The following is a 16,335-nucleotide window of genomic DNA, read 5'->3' as shown; positions in this document are numbered from 1 at the left end:
CCAATTACTGTACTATCCGGTTCAGTCACTCCGGCTGCGTTCAGCCGCGTTCCGCCATCGTTTACGGGTTTTTAACCTCGGTCGCCCGCGTGTCCCTCGATCCCGCCTCCGACATCGCCGTCCGCCTCGACCGGGTCCGCCTCGACCGCGGCGGCCGCACCGTGCTCGCGGACATCGACCTGACGGTGCCGCGCGGCAGCGTGACCGCGGTGCTCGGGCCGTCGGGCAGCGGCAAGTCGACGCTGCTCTCGGCACTGACCGGCGAGCTGGTCCCCGCGGCCGGCACCGTCGAGGTGTTCGGGCGGCCGGTGCCGCAGCGCCAGCGCGCGCTGCTGGAGATGCGCAAGGGCATCGGCGTGCTGCTGCAGGGCAACGGCCTGCTGACCGACCTGACCGCGGCCGAGAACATCGCGCTGCCGCTGCGACTGCACACCGATCTGCCGAAGGCGGTGATCGCCCGGCTGGTCGACATGAAGCTGCAGGCCGTGGGCCTGCGCGCGGCCGCCGATCTGTATCCGCGCGAGCTCTCGGGCGGCATGGCGCGCCGCGTCGCGCTGGCCCGCGCGCTTGCGCTCGACCCGCCGCTGATGATCTACGACGAGCCGCTGACCGGGCTGGACCCGATCGCCTCGGGCGTGATCATGAGCCTGATCGCGCGGCTCAACGCCAGCCTCGGCCTGACCAGCATCCTGGTTACCCACCACGTCCACGAGACGCTGCCGGTCGCCGACCGCGCGGTGGTCATCGCCAACGGCCGGATCGTGTTCGCCGGCACGCCGGCCGAACTCGAGGCCTCGCAGGACCCGCTGGTGCGGCAGTTCCTGGGCGGCGAGCCCGACGGGCCGATCGCGTTCGACCGTGGCGACCTCGACCGTCCGGAGGCCGCATGATCCATTTGCCGTTCGGAGGCGCGATCTTGGTCGCGATGGGCTTCACTGGGAACGCGTCTCGCGCGCGAGCGCGCTCCTACAGGGGCGTTGTGCGATGACCGCCGCGATCCGCTCGCTCGGCCGTGCCGGGCTGTTCTCGCTGTCGGTGCTGCGCGCGTCGCGGCCCACCGCGGACTTCTTCGCCGAGCTGCTGCGCGAGATCTACAAGATCGGCGGGCGCTCGCTGCCGATCATCGCCGTGGGCGGCGCGTTCGTCGGCCTGTCGCTGACGCTGCTGGGCTACCGCGCGCTGGAGACCTACGGCGCCAGCAACCAGGTCAGCGTGCTGATCGGCCTGGGTCTGTACCGGGAACTGGCGCCGGTGTTGACCGCGCTGCTGTTCGTCGGCCGCGCCGGCAGCTCGATCGCCGCCGAACTCGGCCTGATGCGCGCGACCGACCAGATCACCGCGCTCGGCCTGATGGCGATCGACCCGGTCGCCAAGGCGGTCGCGCCCCGGTTCTGGGCGGCGGTGCTGTGCGTACCGCTGCTGACCGCGTTCTTCTGCAGCCTGGCGCTGTCGGCGAGCTGGTTCCAGGCCGTGCAGGTGCTGGGCATCGACAACGGCATGTTCTGGCAGACGATGCAGGACGCGGTCGACTTCCGCGGCGATTTCCTGACCGCGTTCCTGAAGTCGGCGGTGTTCGGCGGCACCGCCGCGCTGGTCGCGTCCTACGTCGGCTTCCACGCCGAGCCGACGATCGAGGGCACCTCGGTCGCCACGACCCGCGCGGTGGTCAATGCCTCGCTGCTGGTGCTGATGTTCAATTTCGTGATGTCCGCGTTCCTGTTCCGTTGATGTCCGCGGCCTGAATTCGGTTCTTTCCTTCACCGCCGCGCAGGCGGCCCGCTGCAAAGGTGACACCCATGACAAGCGCCCGTGGTCCCCGTCTCGAATTCGCCGTCGGCGCGTTCCTGCTGCTGGCGCTCGGCTCGCTGCTGGTGCTGGCGATCGCGTCGACCAACGGCCAGTTCGGCTTCAGCCGCGGCGGCACGTACGCGCTGACCGCGCGCTTCAGCAACCTCGGCCAGCTGCGCCCCAACGCGCCGGTGAAGATCGGCGGCGTGACCATCGGCCGGGTCGCGAAGATCGACCTGGATCCGGTCAAGTTCGACTCGATCGCGACCTTGGCGATCGAGGACCGCTACGCCGAGATTCCGGCCGACACCTCGGCCGCGATCCTCACCGGCGGCCTGCTCGGCGAGAGCTACATCGGCCTGTCGCCCGGCGGCGACCTCGAATCGCTGCAGCCCGGCGAGGAGATCGCGTTCACGTCGCCGGCGGTGGACCTGATCCAGATGGTCGGCAAGTACATGTTCAGCGGTGGCGGCGGCGACGCTGCGCCGCCGGCGGATGGCCCGCCCGATGCCGCGTCCCCCGACGCGCCCCCCAGTGACGAAGGAGTCTTCCCATGATCCACATGCCCCTGATCCGCCGCGCACTGCCGCTGGCCCTGGCCGCCGTGCTGGCGGTGCCTGCCGCCGCTGCGCTCGCCCAGGCCCGCCCGGCTGCCGCCCCCGCCGCGACCGCCCAGGCCGGCTCGCCCAGCCAGCTGGTGCTGGCCAACAGCGAGCGCGTGCTCACGACGCTCGAGACCCGCCGCGCCGAGTTCACCCGTGACCGCGGTGCGCTGCAGCGCTTCATCACCGGCGAGTTCGACACGATGTTCGACCGCGACTACGCCGCGCGCCAGGTGCTCGGGCGGCACGGTCGCGGCGCGTCCGATGCCGACGTGAAGGCGTTCGGCGATGCGCTGGCCGAGAACCTGATGCGCCGCTACGGCTCGTCGCTGCTGGACTTCAACACCCAGCTGCGCGTGCGCATCAAGTCAGAGGCGCCGCTGCCGCGCGGCCTGGGCGTGCGGGTGTCCAGCGAGCTGCTGCGCAGCGGCGGCGAGCCGGTCCCGGTCGACTACCTGATGCGCCAGAGCGGTGGCACCTGGAAGGTGTTCGACGTCATGGTCGAGGGCGTGTCGTTCGTGCGCACGTTCCGCGAGCAGTTCGATCCCGAGTTGCAGCGCAAGCCGATCCAGCAGGTCGCGCGCGAACTGCGCGCCGGGCAGATCCAGGCCGACGCCGGCCGATGAGCGCGTCCGCCGCGGCTTCGGTCCGTCGCGACGGCGACGCGCTGGCGTTCGCCGGCGCGCTGTCGGCCGCGACGGTGCCGGCGCTGTGGTCGCGCGCGCAACCGCTGCGCGCCGGCGCCCGACGGCTCGACCTCACGTCGGTGACCGCGGTCGACAGCGCCGGGCTGGCGCTGCTGGCCGAACTCGCCGACGGCGGCGCGCTGACGGTCGATGGCACGCCCCCGGGCCTGGCCGAGCTGCGCAGCGCCTACCGGCTGACGCCGGCGCTGGGCTACGTGCGCGCGTGATGCGTGGCGATCCGAACGGGCGGGTGTATCGTCGGCCCTGCCGACGCGATCGGTCCCGTCCGGCCGACGCTTGCGTCGCGCCCCTGACGCCGGATCCCCGGGGGTCCGGCGATGCCGCCGCGGCGACCCGGGCCCCGCAGCGTTTCCTGCCCCACCGGCGCCCCCACCGGACTTCCACGATGTCGAACCCGCTCCGCTCCTCCCGCCAGATCCTGCCGCTGCTGGCTGCCGCCCTGCTCGCCGCCTGCGCCGGCACCGGTGCCCCGCGCGACCGTGTGCCCTCGCCGGTCGCCGCCGGCGCGCCCGCGCCGATCGAGGTGCCGGGCGCCGCCCAGGCCGATGCGGCCGAGCGGCCCGCCGCGCCCGACGCCGCCGCCGTGGTCGAGGCCTTCGACGATGCCGCGCGCATCGCCGGCGACGCCACGCCCGCGGAGGGCACTCCGGTCGCGGGCGTCACCGGCGACGGCATGCCGGCCACCGGGGCGCCGACCCAGGCCGAACTCGACTACGCCGCGCTCTACGGCGAGCCGGTCTACGATCCGGTCGCCGATCCCACGTTGCCGGCCGCCGCGCAGATGCCGCGCAGCTACGATCCATGGGAACCGTTCAACCGCAAGGTCTTCGCGTTCAACAGCGCCGTCGACCGCGGTGTCGCCAAGCCGCTGGCCAAGGCCTACGCCAAGATCGTGCCGCGCCCGGTGCGGCTGGGCGTGAGCAATTTCTTCAGCAACCTCGGCCAGCCGGTCACCGCGCTCAATGCGCTGCTGCAGGGTCGGCCGAAGGATGCCGGCCAGTCGCTCGGCCGCTTCGTCGTCAACAGCACGCTGGGTATCGGCGGCATCTTCGATCCGGCCACCGATGCCGAGATCCCGCACCGCGACGCCGACTTCGGCCAGACGCTGGGCGTGTGGGGCTGGCGCAATTCGCGCTACGTCGAGTTGCCGTTGTTCGGCCCGCGCACGCTGCGCGACGGCTTCGGCATGGTCGGCGACGCGCCGCTGTCGCCGCTGCGCCAGCTCGACGACGACACCTGGCGCTACGGCCTGCAGGGCCTGCAGCTGGTCGACCTGCGCACGCGGCTGTTCGTCGTCGACAGCATGCGCGAAGGCGCGACCGACGAGTACGCGCTGATCCGCGATGCGTGGATGCAGCGGCGCGCCTACCAGATCGAGTCGGTGCGCCGGCACCGCGGCGACGAGGACGACCTGCCGGACTACCTCTACGAGGACGACGCGATGCCGACCGTGCCGGTCGATGCGATCCCGGTCGTGCCCGGCATCTCCAACCCCTGACGGGGCATCGCCCGCGCCTTGCGGCGCGGGCGTCGGCGGGGCCGCCGCGCCGCATGCGGGCGGGGACGGCCGGCTCAGTCCGCCAGCGCGGCTTCGACCGCCGCGCGCAGCCGCGGATCGTCGGCCGCCACGTCCGGTGCGAAGCGGTCGACGACGCGGCCGTCGCGGTCGATCAGGAACTTCTCGAAGTTCCACAGCACGCCCGGCGCCGGATTGGGCGTCATGCCGTGGCCGCGCAGGCGCTCGCGCATCGGCCCGTCGCCGGTCGCCTCGGGCCGCGCCGCGGTCAGCGCGGCGTACAGCGGATGCGCATCGGGCCCGGTGACCGCGATCTTGGAGAACAGCGGGAAGCCCACGTCGTAGTTGAGCGTGCAGAACTGCTGGATCTCCGCATCGCTCCCCGGCTCCTGGCCGGCGAAGTCGTTGGCCGGGAAGCCGAGGATCTCCAGGCCCGCCGCGCGCTTCTCGCGGTACAGCGCCTCCAGGCCCGCGTACTGCGGCGTCAGTCCGCACTTCGATGCCACGTTGACGACCAGCAGCACCTTGCCGGCGTACGTGCCGAGCGTCGTGGTGTCACCGTCGATGGTGGTCAGCGGGATGTCGGTCAGCGGTGCGGTCATGGCGGCGTCCGGTCGAGGAGGGAGCCGCGATCATGCCACCCCGGCGCGGCCGCCTGCGGCGATCCGCGCCGTGCCGGTCGCCGCGCCTTCAGTCGCGTCCGGCATCCGCGCCGTCGTCGAGCGCGTCGCCCAGCAGCGCCTGCGCATCCGGGCCGGGCAGCGATTCGACGCCGCGCAGCTGGCGCTCGATCGCGCGCGTGCGCACGCCGGCCGCCTTGATGCTGTTCTGCACGGTGTCGAGCTGGCTGGTCGCCTTCTCCAGCACCGTCGCGAACTTGCCGAACTCGGTCTTCACCGCGCCCAGCACCTGCCAGACCTCGCTCGAGCGTTTCTCGATCGCCAGCGTGCGGAAGCCCATCTGCAGGCTGTTGAGCAAGGCGGTGATCGTCGTCGGCCCGGCGACGACGATGCGGTGCTCGCGCTGCAGCAGATCGACCAGGCCGGCGCGGCGGATGACCTCCGCGTACAGCCCTTCGGTGGGCAGGAACATCACCGCGAAATCGGTGGTGTGCGGCGGGCACACGTACTTGTCGCAGATCGATTTCGCCTGCACCCGGATCGCGCGCTCGAGCTGTGCGACCGAGGTCTTCACGGCCTCCGCGTCGCCCTGTTCCTGCGCGTCGAGCAGGCGCTCGTAGTCTTCGCGCGGGAACTTCGCGTCGACCGGCAGCCACACCGTCGCGTCGGCGTCCCCGCGCCCCGGCAGGCGGATCGCGAAGTCCACCGCCTCCGCGCCACCCGGCTTGACCCGCACGCCGCGGCCGTACTGCTCCTGCGTCAGCGTCTGCTCGAGGATGTTCTCCAGCTGCACCTCGCCCCAGCCGCCGCGGTTCTTGACGTTGCTCAGCACGCGCTTGAGATCGCCCACGCCGGTCGCCAGCTGCTGCATCTCGCCCAGGCCGCGCTGCACCTGCTCGAGCCGCTCGGACACCAGCTTGAACGAGGCGCCCAGGCGCGCCTCGAGCGTGGTCTGCAGCTTCTCGTCGACGGTCGCGCGCATCTGTTCGAGCTTGGCGGCGTTGTCGGCCTGCAACGCGCGCAGCTGCTGCTCGAGCGTGGCGCGCATCTCGCCGATGCGCTGCTCGTTGCGCTGGGTCAGTTCGTTCAGGCGCGCACCCAGCGCATCGGCGAACCGCTGCTGCTGGTCCGCGCCCTCGGTGCGGGCCTTGCGCGCGTCCTCGCCCAGCGCCGCGCGCAGCACGTCGAGGCGTTCGTCGGTGGTGCGGGTGAACGCGTCGGGCCGCGCATCGGTGCGCACGGTGAACTCGTCCAGGCGCTGGTCGGTGCGCGCGGCGACGGCCTGCAGCTGCGCGCCGAACGCGTCGATGCGCTGCGCCTGCGCCGCGGCGAATCCGTCGAGCTGCTGGCGCAGTTCGGTGCGGCCCGCGCGCTGCTCCTCGCGCAGCGCCCGTTCCAGCGCCTCGCCGCCCGCGTCGGATCGGCGCGACAGCAGCACCACGAGCAGGCCCGTCGCGACCACGACGAGGACGAGGATCAACACGAGCAGCGCGACGGGCAGGTTCATCGGTGCAAGTGTAGCCAGCGCCGTCTCATGCGGTGCGTCGATCCATGTCGTTGGCCGGCGTTACGAAGGGCCACGCCTCTGCGATCATGGCGCCCCCTTTCCCTGCGCACTCCACGATGCTCCGATCCCTGCTCGCGCCGCTGCTGGCGATCGCCGCGATCGCGCCGCTGCCGGCGTCTGCGGCGACGACGATCGTCTCGCCCGATCCACTGCCCGATGACGGCCGTCCGACGGTGTTCCTGGCCGGCAGCATCGAGATGGGCCGCGCCGGCGACTGGCAGCAGCAGGTGCAGGACGCACTCGCGGACCTGGACGTGGTGCTGCTCAATCCGCGCCGCGCGGACTGGAACCCGGCCTGGCGGCCCGAGGCGGACGAGCCGGAGTTCCGGCGCCAGGTGGAATGGGAGCTCGAGGCGCTCGAGCGGGCGGACCTGGTGCTGATGTACTTCGCGCCGGGCACGCAGAGCCCGATCACGTTGCTGGAATTCGGCCTGTACGCCCGCTCGGGCAAGCTGCTGCTGGCGGCGCCGGCCGGCTACTTCCGCAAGGGCAATCTCGACATCACCGCCGAACGCTACGGGGTGCCGCGCGTGGAGACGCTGCCGGCGCTGATCGAGGCGGTGCGCACGCGGCTGGCCGCGGCGCGACCGACGCCGTAGCGCCGGTCGCGGCGGAAGTCACGCGGCCCGGGGCACCGGCGCGTTCGCGGCGATGATGCCGGCTTGGCGCAGGTCGTCCCAGACGCCGCCGGGAATCGCGACCGACATCGACGCGACGTTCTCCTGCACCTGCCGCGCATTGCGCGCGCCGGGCACGATCGCCGAGACGACCTCCGGCGCATTGGCGAACTGCAGCGCGACGGTACGCAGGTCGACGCCGTGCCGGCGCACGATCTCCTCGGCTTTCGCCCGCTTTTGCTCGGCATCGGCAGGCACGGGTTGCGCCCCGTACAGGTAGCGATCGCGGCCGGCCAGGAAGCCGGCCAGTAGCGGCGAACCCACGATGACCGAGATGTCCTTGGCCGCGAGCTTGGGGAACGTCTCGTCGAGCGCGCGTTGGTGGTCGAGCAGGGAGTACTGGCAGGCGAGCAGGAAGATGTCCGGATCACTGACCTCGATCGCGCGCAGCGCCGGCTCGGGCGTGTTGACGCCCATGCCCCAGGCCTTGATCAGGCCTTCCTCGCGCATCTTCGTCAGCTCGACGAACGCGCCGGTGCGCGCCTGCTCGAAGTACTCGGTCCAGCGGTCCTTCATGTCGCCGTTGTCGGGCGACAGGTCGTGGATCAGCACGATGTCGATCGCATCGATGCCGAGGCGCTGCAGGCTGTCCTCGATCGAGCGGCGGGTGCCCGCCGCACTGTAGTCGTAGCGGTAGTCGAACGGCGGCGGGTCCTTCCAGCTGACCTTCGGCGTCTGCCGGGTCGCGCTCAGCAGCCGGCCGACCTTGGTCGAGATCGCGTATTCCTCGCGCGGCTGCTGCCCGAGGAAGTGCCCGAAACGGCGCTCCGAGCGGCCCAGCCCGTACCACGGCGAGGTGTCGAACAGCCGCATGCCGCCATCCCACGCGGCCTGCAGCGTCGCCTGCGCGTCGTCCTCGGCGACGACGGCCCAGTTGTTGCCCAGCGGCGCGCCGCCCAGGCCCACGCGAGAGACCGGGCGGTAGCGGCGTCCGCCGCGGGGATTGGTCGGCAGCGCGGCGCGGCCGCGCGGGCCCTGCGTGGGCAGGACATCGCCCGGTGTCGTCTGGGCGTGGGCCATCATCGGGGCGGCGGCGAGCGTGGCGGCGCCGAGCGCGGCGGCCGAGAGAAAGGTGCGGCGTGAGTGCATGGGGCGTCTCCCTGGGTCGAGGGGATGCGCACCCGCCGTCCCGGACGGCGTCGATGCGCGGGTCGGACCACTGTGCCAGCCGCCGGCGCCAGGCGCCGTGAACCGCCATCGGCGCGCCCGGTCATTGCAGCCGCAGCGGCAGCTCGCGCGCGGCGGTGTTGCCGCTCGCGTCGCGCACGACCGCGCGCAGCACGTAGTCGCCAGCCGGCAGCGTCGCCGGGTCCCACAGCGCCGGCTCGAGGCGGCCGTCGCGCACGATGTTGTTGACTGCATAGCGGAAGCGCGTGCGCGCCGCGCCGTGCACGGTGATGCCGCTGTCGGCCGCGTAGGCCACGCGCACCGCCTCGCGATGCGGCGGCATGCGGTCGAAGTCGATCGTCATCGCCGGGGTCTCGAAGCCGGGCAGCGGCGTGCCGTCGGCGGCCAGCAGCTGCCAGCCCAGCGCGTGCAGGCCCAGGCGCCGCCGCGGCAGGTTGCCGTCGACCTGGTCCCAGGCCTCGACGACGATCTGCACGCCGCCGCCCTCGCGCGACACGCGCAGCCGCCCGTCCTCGCGTTCGGTCATCGGCCGGTCGCCCGCGTCGAGCAGGGCGAGGTCGTCGATGCGCGGCGCGACGGTGTCGACGAAATTGCGGAAGCGCAGCCCGATCGCGTTGCGCTGGTAGCCGGGCGGGCCGACCATCAGGTGCACGTGCGCCTGCGCGTTGATCGTGCCGATCGGCTCGCCTGCGCGCAGCCGCGTGCCGCGCGCGATGCGCACGCGCGCGGTGCGTCCGTCGTCGCCGGCGATCAACTCGAATCGTGGATCGAGCGCCTCGCCGCGCGGTGTGCGGCCGACGCGCATGTGCATGTAGGTCAGCTCGTCGAGGACCAGGTGCTCGGCCTGGTCGCCGAACGCGGCCGCGGCGAACGGACTGGCGATCTTGGCGTCGGCGATCGCCAGCACCGGCGTGCCGACATCGCCGCGCACGTCGAACCCCGCATGCAGGTGATTGCGCGACTCGCCCCGGAAGTTGCCGCGCACCTCGCCGAGCGTGCCGACGACCTCGTGCCAGCCGTCCTGCGGCGCCAGCGGCCAGCGGCCGCCAGTGTCGGGCAGCGCGATGTCGGGCGCCGGGCCGACGGCGGCATTGGCGAGGTTCTGCTTGGTGCGTTGCGGGCGGACCTGCACGATGCGGTGGACGCGATGCGCGGCGGCGTCGGCGACCCACAGCCGGCCGGCGCGGTCGAACGCGAGCCCGGCCGGCCGCGCCAGGCGCTGTGCCATGTCGCGGCCGGTCAGGACGTGCGCGTGGCCGTCGGGCGCGATCTGCAGCACGCGCCCGCGCGCGAGTTCGCCGACGTAGACCCGGCCCTGGGCATCGATCGCGACCGAGACCGGCGCCGACGGGGCGGCGTCGGGGTCGTCGCCATGCAGCGCGGGCGTCGTCGTGGTGCCGTCAGGCGCGATGCGGCGCAGCGCGTGGTTGCCGGTATCGGCGACCCACACGATGCCGTCGGCACCGACCGCGACGCCGCTTGGTGTGTCGAAGCGCGCCTGCGCGCCGGGGCCGTCCGCGAAGCCCGGCCGCCCGTCGCCGGCCAGCGTGCGCACCCGGCCGTGCTCGATCACGCGGATGCGGTCGTTGAAGCCGTCGGCGACGAACACCCGACCCGTCGCGTCGACCGCGATACCGGTTGGTGCGTGGAAGCGCGCCTGTGCGACCGGGCCGTCGGCGAAACCGGGGGCGCCGGTGCCGGCGAGCGTCGTCACCGTGCCGTCGGGCGCGACTGCGCGGATCGCATGGTTGCCGGTGTCGGCGACCAGCAGCGTGCCCGCGGCGTCGATCGCCAGGCCCGAGGGCGTGTGGAAGCGCGCCAGGCCGCCGAACCCGTCGACGAAGCCTTCCGCGCCGCCGGCGAACGTGCCGACGTGGCCGCCCGGGTCCAGGCGCCGGATGCAGTTGCACGGCCCGCCTTCGGCGACGAAGGCCGCGCCATCGGCGGCGACCGCGATGCCGTAGGGATCGTCGAAGCGCGCGTGCGCGCGATCGCCGTCGACCGGGCCGCGGTGGCCGTCGCCGGCCGCCAGCTCGATGCGCGCGGGCAGTCCCGCGGGCAGCGGGCCCAGCGGCGGCGGCCCGCGGTCGCGCCAGTCCCAGGCCAGGCTCAGCGCCAGTGCGGCGAGCGTCAGCGCCGCCACACCCCACAGCGCCCGGCGCGCGCCGGGCCGCAGCCGGCGGCGGATCATGCCTTCGTCGGAGCGCGCTCGCGCGCGATGGCGCGTTCGCGGCGAGACCTGATCGCGCCCGCGTCCACGAGGCGCCGCATCAGTCGAGCACGCGGCAGAACACGGCCTTGAGGTACCGCGATTCCTGCACGTTCGCCAGGAACGGATGGTCGGCGCCGGCACCGGCGACCTTGAGCACCTGGATCGTGCGGCCGGCGTAGAACGCCGCGCGGCGCAGCATGTCCAGGAACTGCTCCTCGCTGACCAGGCCCGTGCACGAGAACGTGGCCAGCAGACCGCCCGGCTTCACCACGCCCAGCGCCAGCTTGTTCATGTCCAGGTACTTCTTCAGCGCCGGGATCACCTGGTCGCGGTCGCGGGTCATCTTGGCTGGGTCGAGCACGACCACGTCGTAGGCGTCGCCGGCGTTCGCCGCGTCGCGCAGCCACGGGAAGATGTCGGCCTGCACGAAGCGGATGCGCACGTCGTTGAGGCGCGCGTTGCCCTTGGCGATCTCGATCACGTCCTCGTCGATGTCGACGCCGACGACCTCGCTGGCGCCGCGCACGGCGGCGTACACGCCGAAGCCGCCGGTGTTGCAGCACAGGTCGAGCATGCGCTTGCCGGCGACCTGGCGGCTGAGCCATTCGCGGTTCTCGCGCTGGTCGGCGAAGAAGCCGGTCTTGTGCGCGCCGGCCGGATCGGCGCGGAAGCGCACGCCGTGCTCGGTGATGATCGCAGGCTCGGCCGGCGTGCTGCCGCGGAAGTCGAAGCTCTCCTGCTTCTGCACGTGCTCGTCGGCGAAGCTGTGGAAGCGGCAGCCGGGGAACTGCTCGCGCAACGCCTCGAAGATCCACTCGCGATGACGGAACGCGCCGGCGCTGAAGAACTCGACCACCAGCAGGTCGCCGTAGCGGTCGACGACCAGGCCGCTGATGCCGTCGCCTTCGCTGTGCACCACGCGCCAGGCGTCGGACACCGCGTCCAGGCCGAGCACCTCGCGGCGCAGTGCGACCGCGTCGGCGATCTTGCGCGAGAACCAGCCGGCGTCGACCGGCACGTCGGGGTGGGTTTCGAGGATGCGCACGGCGATGCGCGAGTGGCCGTTGTAGAAGCCGCGGCCGATCCACTCGCCGTCGACGCCGACGACCTCGACGATGCTGCCCGGCTTGGGCCGCTGCGCGGGCTTGTCGACGAGGCGCTGGAAGATCCAGGGATGACTCGAACGCCAGGCGTTCTTGAGGCGGACGACGGGATTGGGGGTGCTGTTCATCGCGGCATTCTACGCGGTCGCCGCGCGGCGACCGGCGCTGGCGCGCGACGACGCGAAGGCCGCGGACCCGGCGCTCAGCGCTGCAGCGCGGCCGCCGGCACCACCAGCTCGGTCGACAGCGCGAGGTGGTCGGAGAACGCCGCCGGCAGCGCCTGCATGTTCGCGCACTGCAGCGAGCGCGTGGCCAGGATGTGGTCGATCGCGCGCTGCGGCCGCCAGCTGGGGAAGGTGTGCACCGCGCACGCCGGCGGCTGCAGGCCGGTGCCGCGGTAGAGCACGTCCATCTCCGGGCGGTCCCAGGTGCAGTTGAAATCGCCCATCAGCACGGCGTTGGGATAGTCGTGCAGCACCTCGGAAATGAAGGCCAGCTGCGAGCGGCGCGACTGCGCGCCCAGCGACAGGTGCGCGACCGCGACCACCAGGCCCTCGGTGCCCTCGCCGAACCGGCTCAGCAGCACGCCGCGCCCGCCGATGCGGCCGGGCAGGGCGTGGTTGAGGACCTCGACCGGCTCGAGCCGGCTCAGCAGCCCGTTGGCGCTGGAGGCGACCGCGCCGACGCGGCGGTTGGGCTGGTGGCTCCAGAACGCGAAGCCGCCGCGCTCGGCGAGGTAGTGGGTCTGGTTGGTGAAGCCCGAGCGCCAACTGCCGGGGTCGGCCTCCTGCAGGCCGACGATGTCGTGCCGGCCGGCCAGCGCCGCGATCGCATCGAGCGCGGTGCGCTTGCCGGCCGGCAGCACGTGCGACCAGCTGCGGGTCGCGTAGTCGCTGTAGCGGCGCGTGCTAGAGCCGGCCTGGATGTTGGCGCTGAGCAGCCGCAGGCGCTGCGGTGCGGGCTCGGGAACGGACGCGGGCGTGGGGTCGGGCTGCGGCATCGGCCCTAGCGTGCGGCACGTTCCGTTGCGATCAGGTGATCGGCGATGCGCAGCACGTCCTCGAGCGAGCGGCCGCCGATCACGCGGTACTTGCCGTCGACGATGAGCGTCGGCGTGGAGTCGACGCCGCTGCGCATCGCGAACTGGCGCGCCCGGCCCAGGTTGGCGTTGACCGCGAAGCTCTGCATCGTGCTGCGGAAACGCTGCGGGTCCACGCCCAGGCCGCCGTAGAACGCCACGATGCTGTCGGCGTCGGCATTCTGGCGCAGCTTGCGCTCGATGTGGATCGCGTTGAACGTGGCGTCGTGGGTGCGCGACAGCGTGCCCATCGCCTCGGAGGCGTAGAACGCGCGCGGGAACTGGTCGCGGTCGTCGAACACCGCCGGGACGGCGACGAAGTGCACGTCGGCGGGCAACTTGGCCTTCCACGCGTTGACCAGCGGCTCGAACGCCGCGCAGTGGCCGCACCAGTAGGCGAACACCTCGGCGACCTCGATCGTGCCGGTGGACTGGGCGAACGGCTGGCCGTTCTCGATCACCACGTAGTCGGTGCCGGCGACCGGAGCCGGACCCTCGGGCGCGCGGACCGGGTTGTCGGCGGCGGGTGCGGCGGCCTGCGCATCGTCGCCGGCGGGCGGCGCATCGGTCGCGGCGGGCGCGGGCGCCTGGCCGTCGGTCGGTGCGGCCGGGGCCGTCGCCGGCGGCGGGGCGTCGGGCGCGGCAGCCGGATCGGGCTGCTGTCCGCAGGCGGCGATCAGGACGGGCGCGAGCAGCACCAGCAGGGAATGGCGGATCTTCATGGAGGGTCTCTCGGCAGGTGGGCGGTCAGGTCGGGGCCACGGCGACCGCCGGCTCAGGGCCGGACGCGTTCCCGGGCGATGAGCTGGTCGGCGATCGCCAGCGTGTCCTCGAGGGTACGCGCCTGGACACGGTAGCGGCCATTGATGATGAGCGTCGGCGTGCCCTGCAGGCCACTGCGCAGCGCGAACGCGCGCGCCGCGTTCAGGCGCTCTTCGGTCGCCGGGCTGGTCATCGCGGTCTTGAACGCCGCCTGCGACGGCGCGCCGTTCGCGGCGTAGAACGCGGCCAGCGCATCGACGTCCACGCCGCCGCGCGGCAGCCGGCCGGTCTTGTGGACCGCGTCGAACACCGCGGCGTGCGTGCGCCGGTCGATGCCCAGCGCCTGCGCGGCGAAGAAGCCGCGGGCGAACACGTCGCCGGCCGTGAACACCGCCGGCAGATACGAAAAGCGCACGTCGCGCGGCTGCCGGGCGAGCCAGGCGTCGACCATCGGCTGGAAGTGGAAGCAGTGGATGCAGCCGTAGGAGAACACCTCGACGACCTCGACGTGGCCGTCGAGCGGCTGCCACGGCGTGCCGCCGTCGATCGCGACGTAGTCGACGTTCTCCACCGGCGCGCGCGTCTGCGCGGCGGCGGGCAGCGCGGCCGACAGCGCGAGCAGCGCGCAGGCCAGCCAGCGGGCGAAGCGGGAAGCGGAGGCGGCAGGCATGGCGGCGTGGACTCCAGGAACGGCGCGGCGCGGGCCGGCCGGGGATGCGGGGGCGGACACACGAACGCCGGCGCGGGGGACCCGGCCGGCGTTGCGGACGATACGGGATCGGGCCGGCCCGTGCATGGGCCGCGCCGCGATGGCGGCGCTCACTCGGTCGCGGGCGCCGGCTCGGCGGGCGCGTCGGCCGGTGCGTCGGTGGCGGGGGCCTCGGCGGCCGGCTCGGCGCCCTGCAGCGCCTCGTCGGCGGTCTCGTCGGTCGGCGGCACCGGCTGCTCGGCCGGCGGCGTGGCCGGAGCGGGCATCGCGGCGGCCTGGGCCTCGATCGCGGCCAGCATCTCCGGGTCCGGGCGACGGTGCAGGCCCTGCATGTAGCTGGCCAGCGCCTCGATCTCCTGGTCGGTCAGCGACCTGGCCACCGTCGCCATGATGTCGAACATGTGGCGGTCGGCCTCGGTGGTCTCGCCGGCGCGGTAGGCCTGCAGGCGGGCCGAGCTGTACCAGGCCTGCTGGCCGCCGACGTGCGGGTAGGCCGGGCCGGGGTTGCCGCCGCCTGCCGGGCCGTGGCAGGCCATGCAGGCCGGGATGCCGCGCGTGGCGTCGCCGCTGCGGAACAGCGTCTGGCCGACCTCGTAGAACTTCATGCCGTCGTAGGGGCCGCCCTCGACGACCGCGTCGTCGGCGATGCCCGCGCCGCTGGTCTGCAGCGCGTAGTGCGCGCCCAGGTCGCGCATGTCCTGCGCGCTGAGCATCGCCGCGAACGGCTGCATGATCGGGCTGATCCGCTCGCCGCTCTTGAACAGCGCCAGCTGGCGGGCGATGTAGCGCTCGCCCTGGCCGGCGATGCGCGGGTAGACCGTCGGTGCGGCGTCGGCGTTGCCGTCCACGCCGTGGCACGCGGCGCAGGTGCCGGCCAGCTGGCCGCCCTTCTGCGCATCGCCCGGGCGCGCCTTGGCCAGCGCGGCGACCGCGTTGACGTCGGGGTGGGTGTCGAGGTCGGCGGTCTCCACCTCGGGGGCATCGGGCAGCGGCGCCACGGTGGACTGGGCGAACGCGACGGCGCCGACCACGAGGGCGGCAAGGCCGGCGATACCAAAGACGCGAGCGTGGCGCATGGCTGGGCTCCGAGAATTCTCGACGCTGCGGCCGGCGGAATGCGGCTCGCGATGGCCGAAATTATGTGTGGCCGGCCGGAAGCGGTCAAACCGCGACCGGACGCCGCAGGGGCGGTGTGCCAAGCTATGCCGATGTCCAATCCCTTCGACCGCGCCGAGTACCTGCTCGCCGCGCACGTCCCGCGCCAGTTGCCGCCCGACGACGGCTTCGAGGTCGCGTTCGCCGGCCGCTCCAACGCCGGCAAGTCCAGTGCGCTCAACGCGCTGTGCCGGCAGAACGCGCTCGCGCGCGTGTCCAAGACCCCGGGCCGCACGCAGCAGCTGGTCTATTTCGCGCTGCCGCCGCACGAGCGCCGCTTCCTGGTCGACCTGCCCGGCTACGGCTACGCCAAGGTGCCGCGCGATCTGCAGGCGCACTGGCAGGCCTTCATCGCGCAGTACTTCGCCCAGCGCCAGGCGTTGCGCGGGCTGGTCGTGGTGATGGACATCCGCCATCCGCTCAAGGACTACGACCGGCAGATGATCGAGTTCGCGGTCGGCAACGGTACGCCCGCGCACGCGCTGCTGACCAAGGCCGACAAGCTCGGCCGGGGCGCCGCGGGCAACGCGCTGCAGGCCGTGCGCCGCGAACTGCAGGCCAGCCATGGCGAGCAGGTCAGCGTGCAGACGTTCTCGTCCGAATCGAAGGCCGGCGTCGACGAGTTGCGCGGCGTCGTCGCGCGCTGGATGGAGATCGGGCCGCCCGGGCGCACGGCCGCGGCCGCCGGCTGATACGTCGCACGCCCGCGGT

Annotated in this window: 16 protein-coding genes and 1 pseudogene; 8 read left to right on the top strand and 9 right to left on the bottom strand. The window is 73.1% G+C overall.

All coding sequences use genetic code 11. From position 1 onward, the window contains the following. Positions 1 to 89: 89 nt before the first annotated feature. From WQ56_RS11010 to WQ56_RS10985, 6 genes are all read left to right on the top strand, one after another. Positions 90 to 890: an ATP-binding cassette domain-containing protein gene (locus WQ56_RS11010; protein WP_047137159.1), complete on the top strand. Its 801-nt coding sequence runs from the start codon at positions 90 to 92 to the stop codon at positions 888 to 890. Between the two features lie 94 nt (positions 891 to 984). Then, complete coding sequence (locus WQ56_RS11005; protein WP_047137158.1) at positions 985 to 1,728, top strand: MlaE family lipid ABC transporter permease subunit; 744 nt, start codon at positions 985 to 987, stop codon at positions 1,726 to 1,728. Between the two features lie 68 nt (positions 1,729 to 1,796). Next, the gene (gene mlaD / locus WQ56_RS11000) at positions 1,797 to 2,345 is read left to right on the top strand and encodes an outer membrane lipid asymmetry maintenance protein MlaD (RefSeq protein ID WP_047137157.1); all 549 of its coding nucleotides are present in this window, start codon (positions 1,797 to 1,799) and stop codon (positions 2,343 to 2,345) included. Positions 2,346 to 2,350: 5 nt separating this feature from the next. Continuing rightward, on the top strand, positions 2,351 to 3,016 hold the full coding sequence (locus WQ56_RS10995) for an ABC transporter substrate-binding protein (protein WP_047137218.1): 666 nt from the start codon (positions 2,351 to 2,353) through the stop codon (positions 3,014 to 3,016). Next, the gene (locus WQ56_RS10990) at positions 3,013 to 3,303 is read left to right on the top strand and encodes an STAS domain-containing protein (protein WP_047137156.1); all 291 of its coding nucleotides are present in this window, start codon (positions 3,013 to 3,015) and stop codon (positions 3,301 to 3,303) included. Before WQ56_RS10995 ends, WQ56_RS10990 begins: the two co-directional genes overlap by 4 nt. Positions 3,304 to 3,482: 179 nt before the next feature. Next, the gene (locus WQ56_RS10985) at positions 3,483 to 4,595 is read left to right on the top strand and encodes a VacJ family lipoprotein (RefSeq protein ID WP_047137155.1); all 1,113 of its coding nucleotides are present in this window, start codon (positions 3,483 to 3,485) and stop codon (positions 4,593 to 4,595) included. 74 nt (positions 4,596 to 4,669) lie between these two features. Here the strand turns inward: WQ56_RS10985 and WQ56_RS10980 are convergent, their stop codons facing one another. Further along, positions 4,670 to 5,215, bottom strand: coding sequence for a glutathione peroxidase (locus WQ56_RS10980; RefSeq protein ID WP_047137154.1), 546 nt, complete (start codon positions 5,213 to 5,215; stop codon positions 4,670 to 4,672). A gap of 88 nt (positions 5,216 to 5,303) precedes the next feature. Then, positions 5,304 to 6,740 carry a DNA recombination protein RmuC gene (rmuC, locus tag WQ56_RS10975; protein ID WP_047137153.1) on the bottom strand — a complete coding sequence of 479 codons (1,437 nt, stop codon included), beginning with the start codon at positions 6,738 to 6,740 and terminating at the stop codon, positions 5,304 to 5,306. Between the two features lie 116 nt (positions 6,741 to 6,856). Between rmuC and WQ56_RS10970 the strand changes: the two genes are divergently transcribed. Continuing rightward, entirely contained in the window at positions 6,857 to 7,399 is a 543-nt protein-coding gene (locus WQ56_RS10970) for a nucleoside 2-deoxyribosyltransferase domain-containing protein (protein ID WP_047137152.1), read from the top strand. A gap of 18 nt (positions 7,400 to 7,417) precedes the next feature. Here the strand turns inward: WQ56_RS10970 and WQ56_RS10965 are convergent, their stop codons facing one another. The 7 genes and pseudogenes from WQ56_RS10965 to WQ56_RS10935 form a co-directional block, all read right to left on the bottom strand. Next, positions 7,418 to 8,566, bottom strand: a complete 1,149-nt coding sequence (locus tag WQ56_RS10965; protein ID WP_047137151.1) for an aldo/keto reductase — start codon at positions 8,564 to 8,566, stop codon at positions 7,418 to 7,420. 121 nt (positions 8,567 to 8,687) lie between these two features. Then, positions 8,688 to 10,796 (bottom strand): gluconolaconase, encoded by a 2,109-nt coding sequence (locus tag WQ56_RS10960; RefSeq protein WP_082132356.1) that lies wholly within the window; start codon positions 10,794 to 10,796, stop codon positions 8,688 to 8,690. 79 nt (positions 10,797 to 10,875) lie between these two features. Beyond that, positions 10,876 to 12,048, bottom strand: a complete 1,173-nt coding sequence (locus WQ56_RS10955; RefSeq protein WP_047137150.1) for a class I SAM-dependent rRNA methyltransferase — start codon at positions 12,046 to 12,048, stop codon at positions 10,876 to 10,878. Between the two features lie 74 nt (positions 12,049 to 12,122). Beyond that, positions 12,123 to 12,920, bottom strand: a complete 798-nt coding sequence (locus WQ56_RS10950; RefSeq protein ID WP_047137149.1) for an endonuclease/exonuclease/phosphatase family protein — start codon at positions 12,918 to 12,920, stop codon at positions 12,123 to 12,125. A gap of 5 nt (positions 12,921 to 12,925) precedes the next feature. Beyond that, a complete protein-coding gene (locus WQ56_RS10945; protein ID WP_047137148.1) occupies positions 12,926 to 13,720 on the bottom strand; it encodes a thiol:disulfide interchange protein DsbA/DsbL in 795 nt (264 codons plus the stop codon). A gap of 53 nt (positions 13,721 to 13,773) precedes the next feature. After that, entirely contained in the window at positions 13,774 to 14,430 is a 657-nt protein-coding gene (locus tag WQ56_RS10940; RefSeq protein WP_082132355.1) for a thiol:disulfide interchange protein DsbA/DsbL, read from the bottom strand. A 344-nt stretch (positions 14,431 to 14,774) separates the two neighbouring features. Further along, positions 14,775 to 15,545, bottom strand: a pseudogene (locus WQ56_RS10935) (c-type cytochrome); the annotation flags it as partial. Positions 15,546 to 15,677: 132 nt separating this feature from the next. Between WQ56_RS10935 and yihA the strand changes: the two are divergent. Continuing rightward, the gene (gene yihA, locus WQ56_RS10930; RefSeq protein ID WP_047137147.1) at positions 15,678 to 16,316 is read left to right on the top strand and encodes a ribosome biogenesis GTP-binding protein YihA/YsxC; all 639 of its coding nucleotides are present in this window, start codon (positions 15,678 to 15,680) and stop codon (positions 16,314 to 16,316) included. The last annotated feature ends 19 nt before the right edge of the window (positions 16,317 to 16,335 follow it).

Origin of the sequence: Luteimonas sp. FCS-9 (assembly GCF_001014645.1) — a bacterium.
Taxonomy (GTDB): domain Bacteria; phylum Pseudomonadota; class Gammaproteobacteria; order Xanthomonadales; family Xanthomonadaceae; genus Luteimonas.
This window is presented reverse-complemented; position numbering and strand designations above follow the sequence as displayed.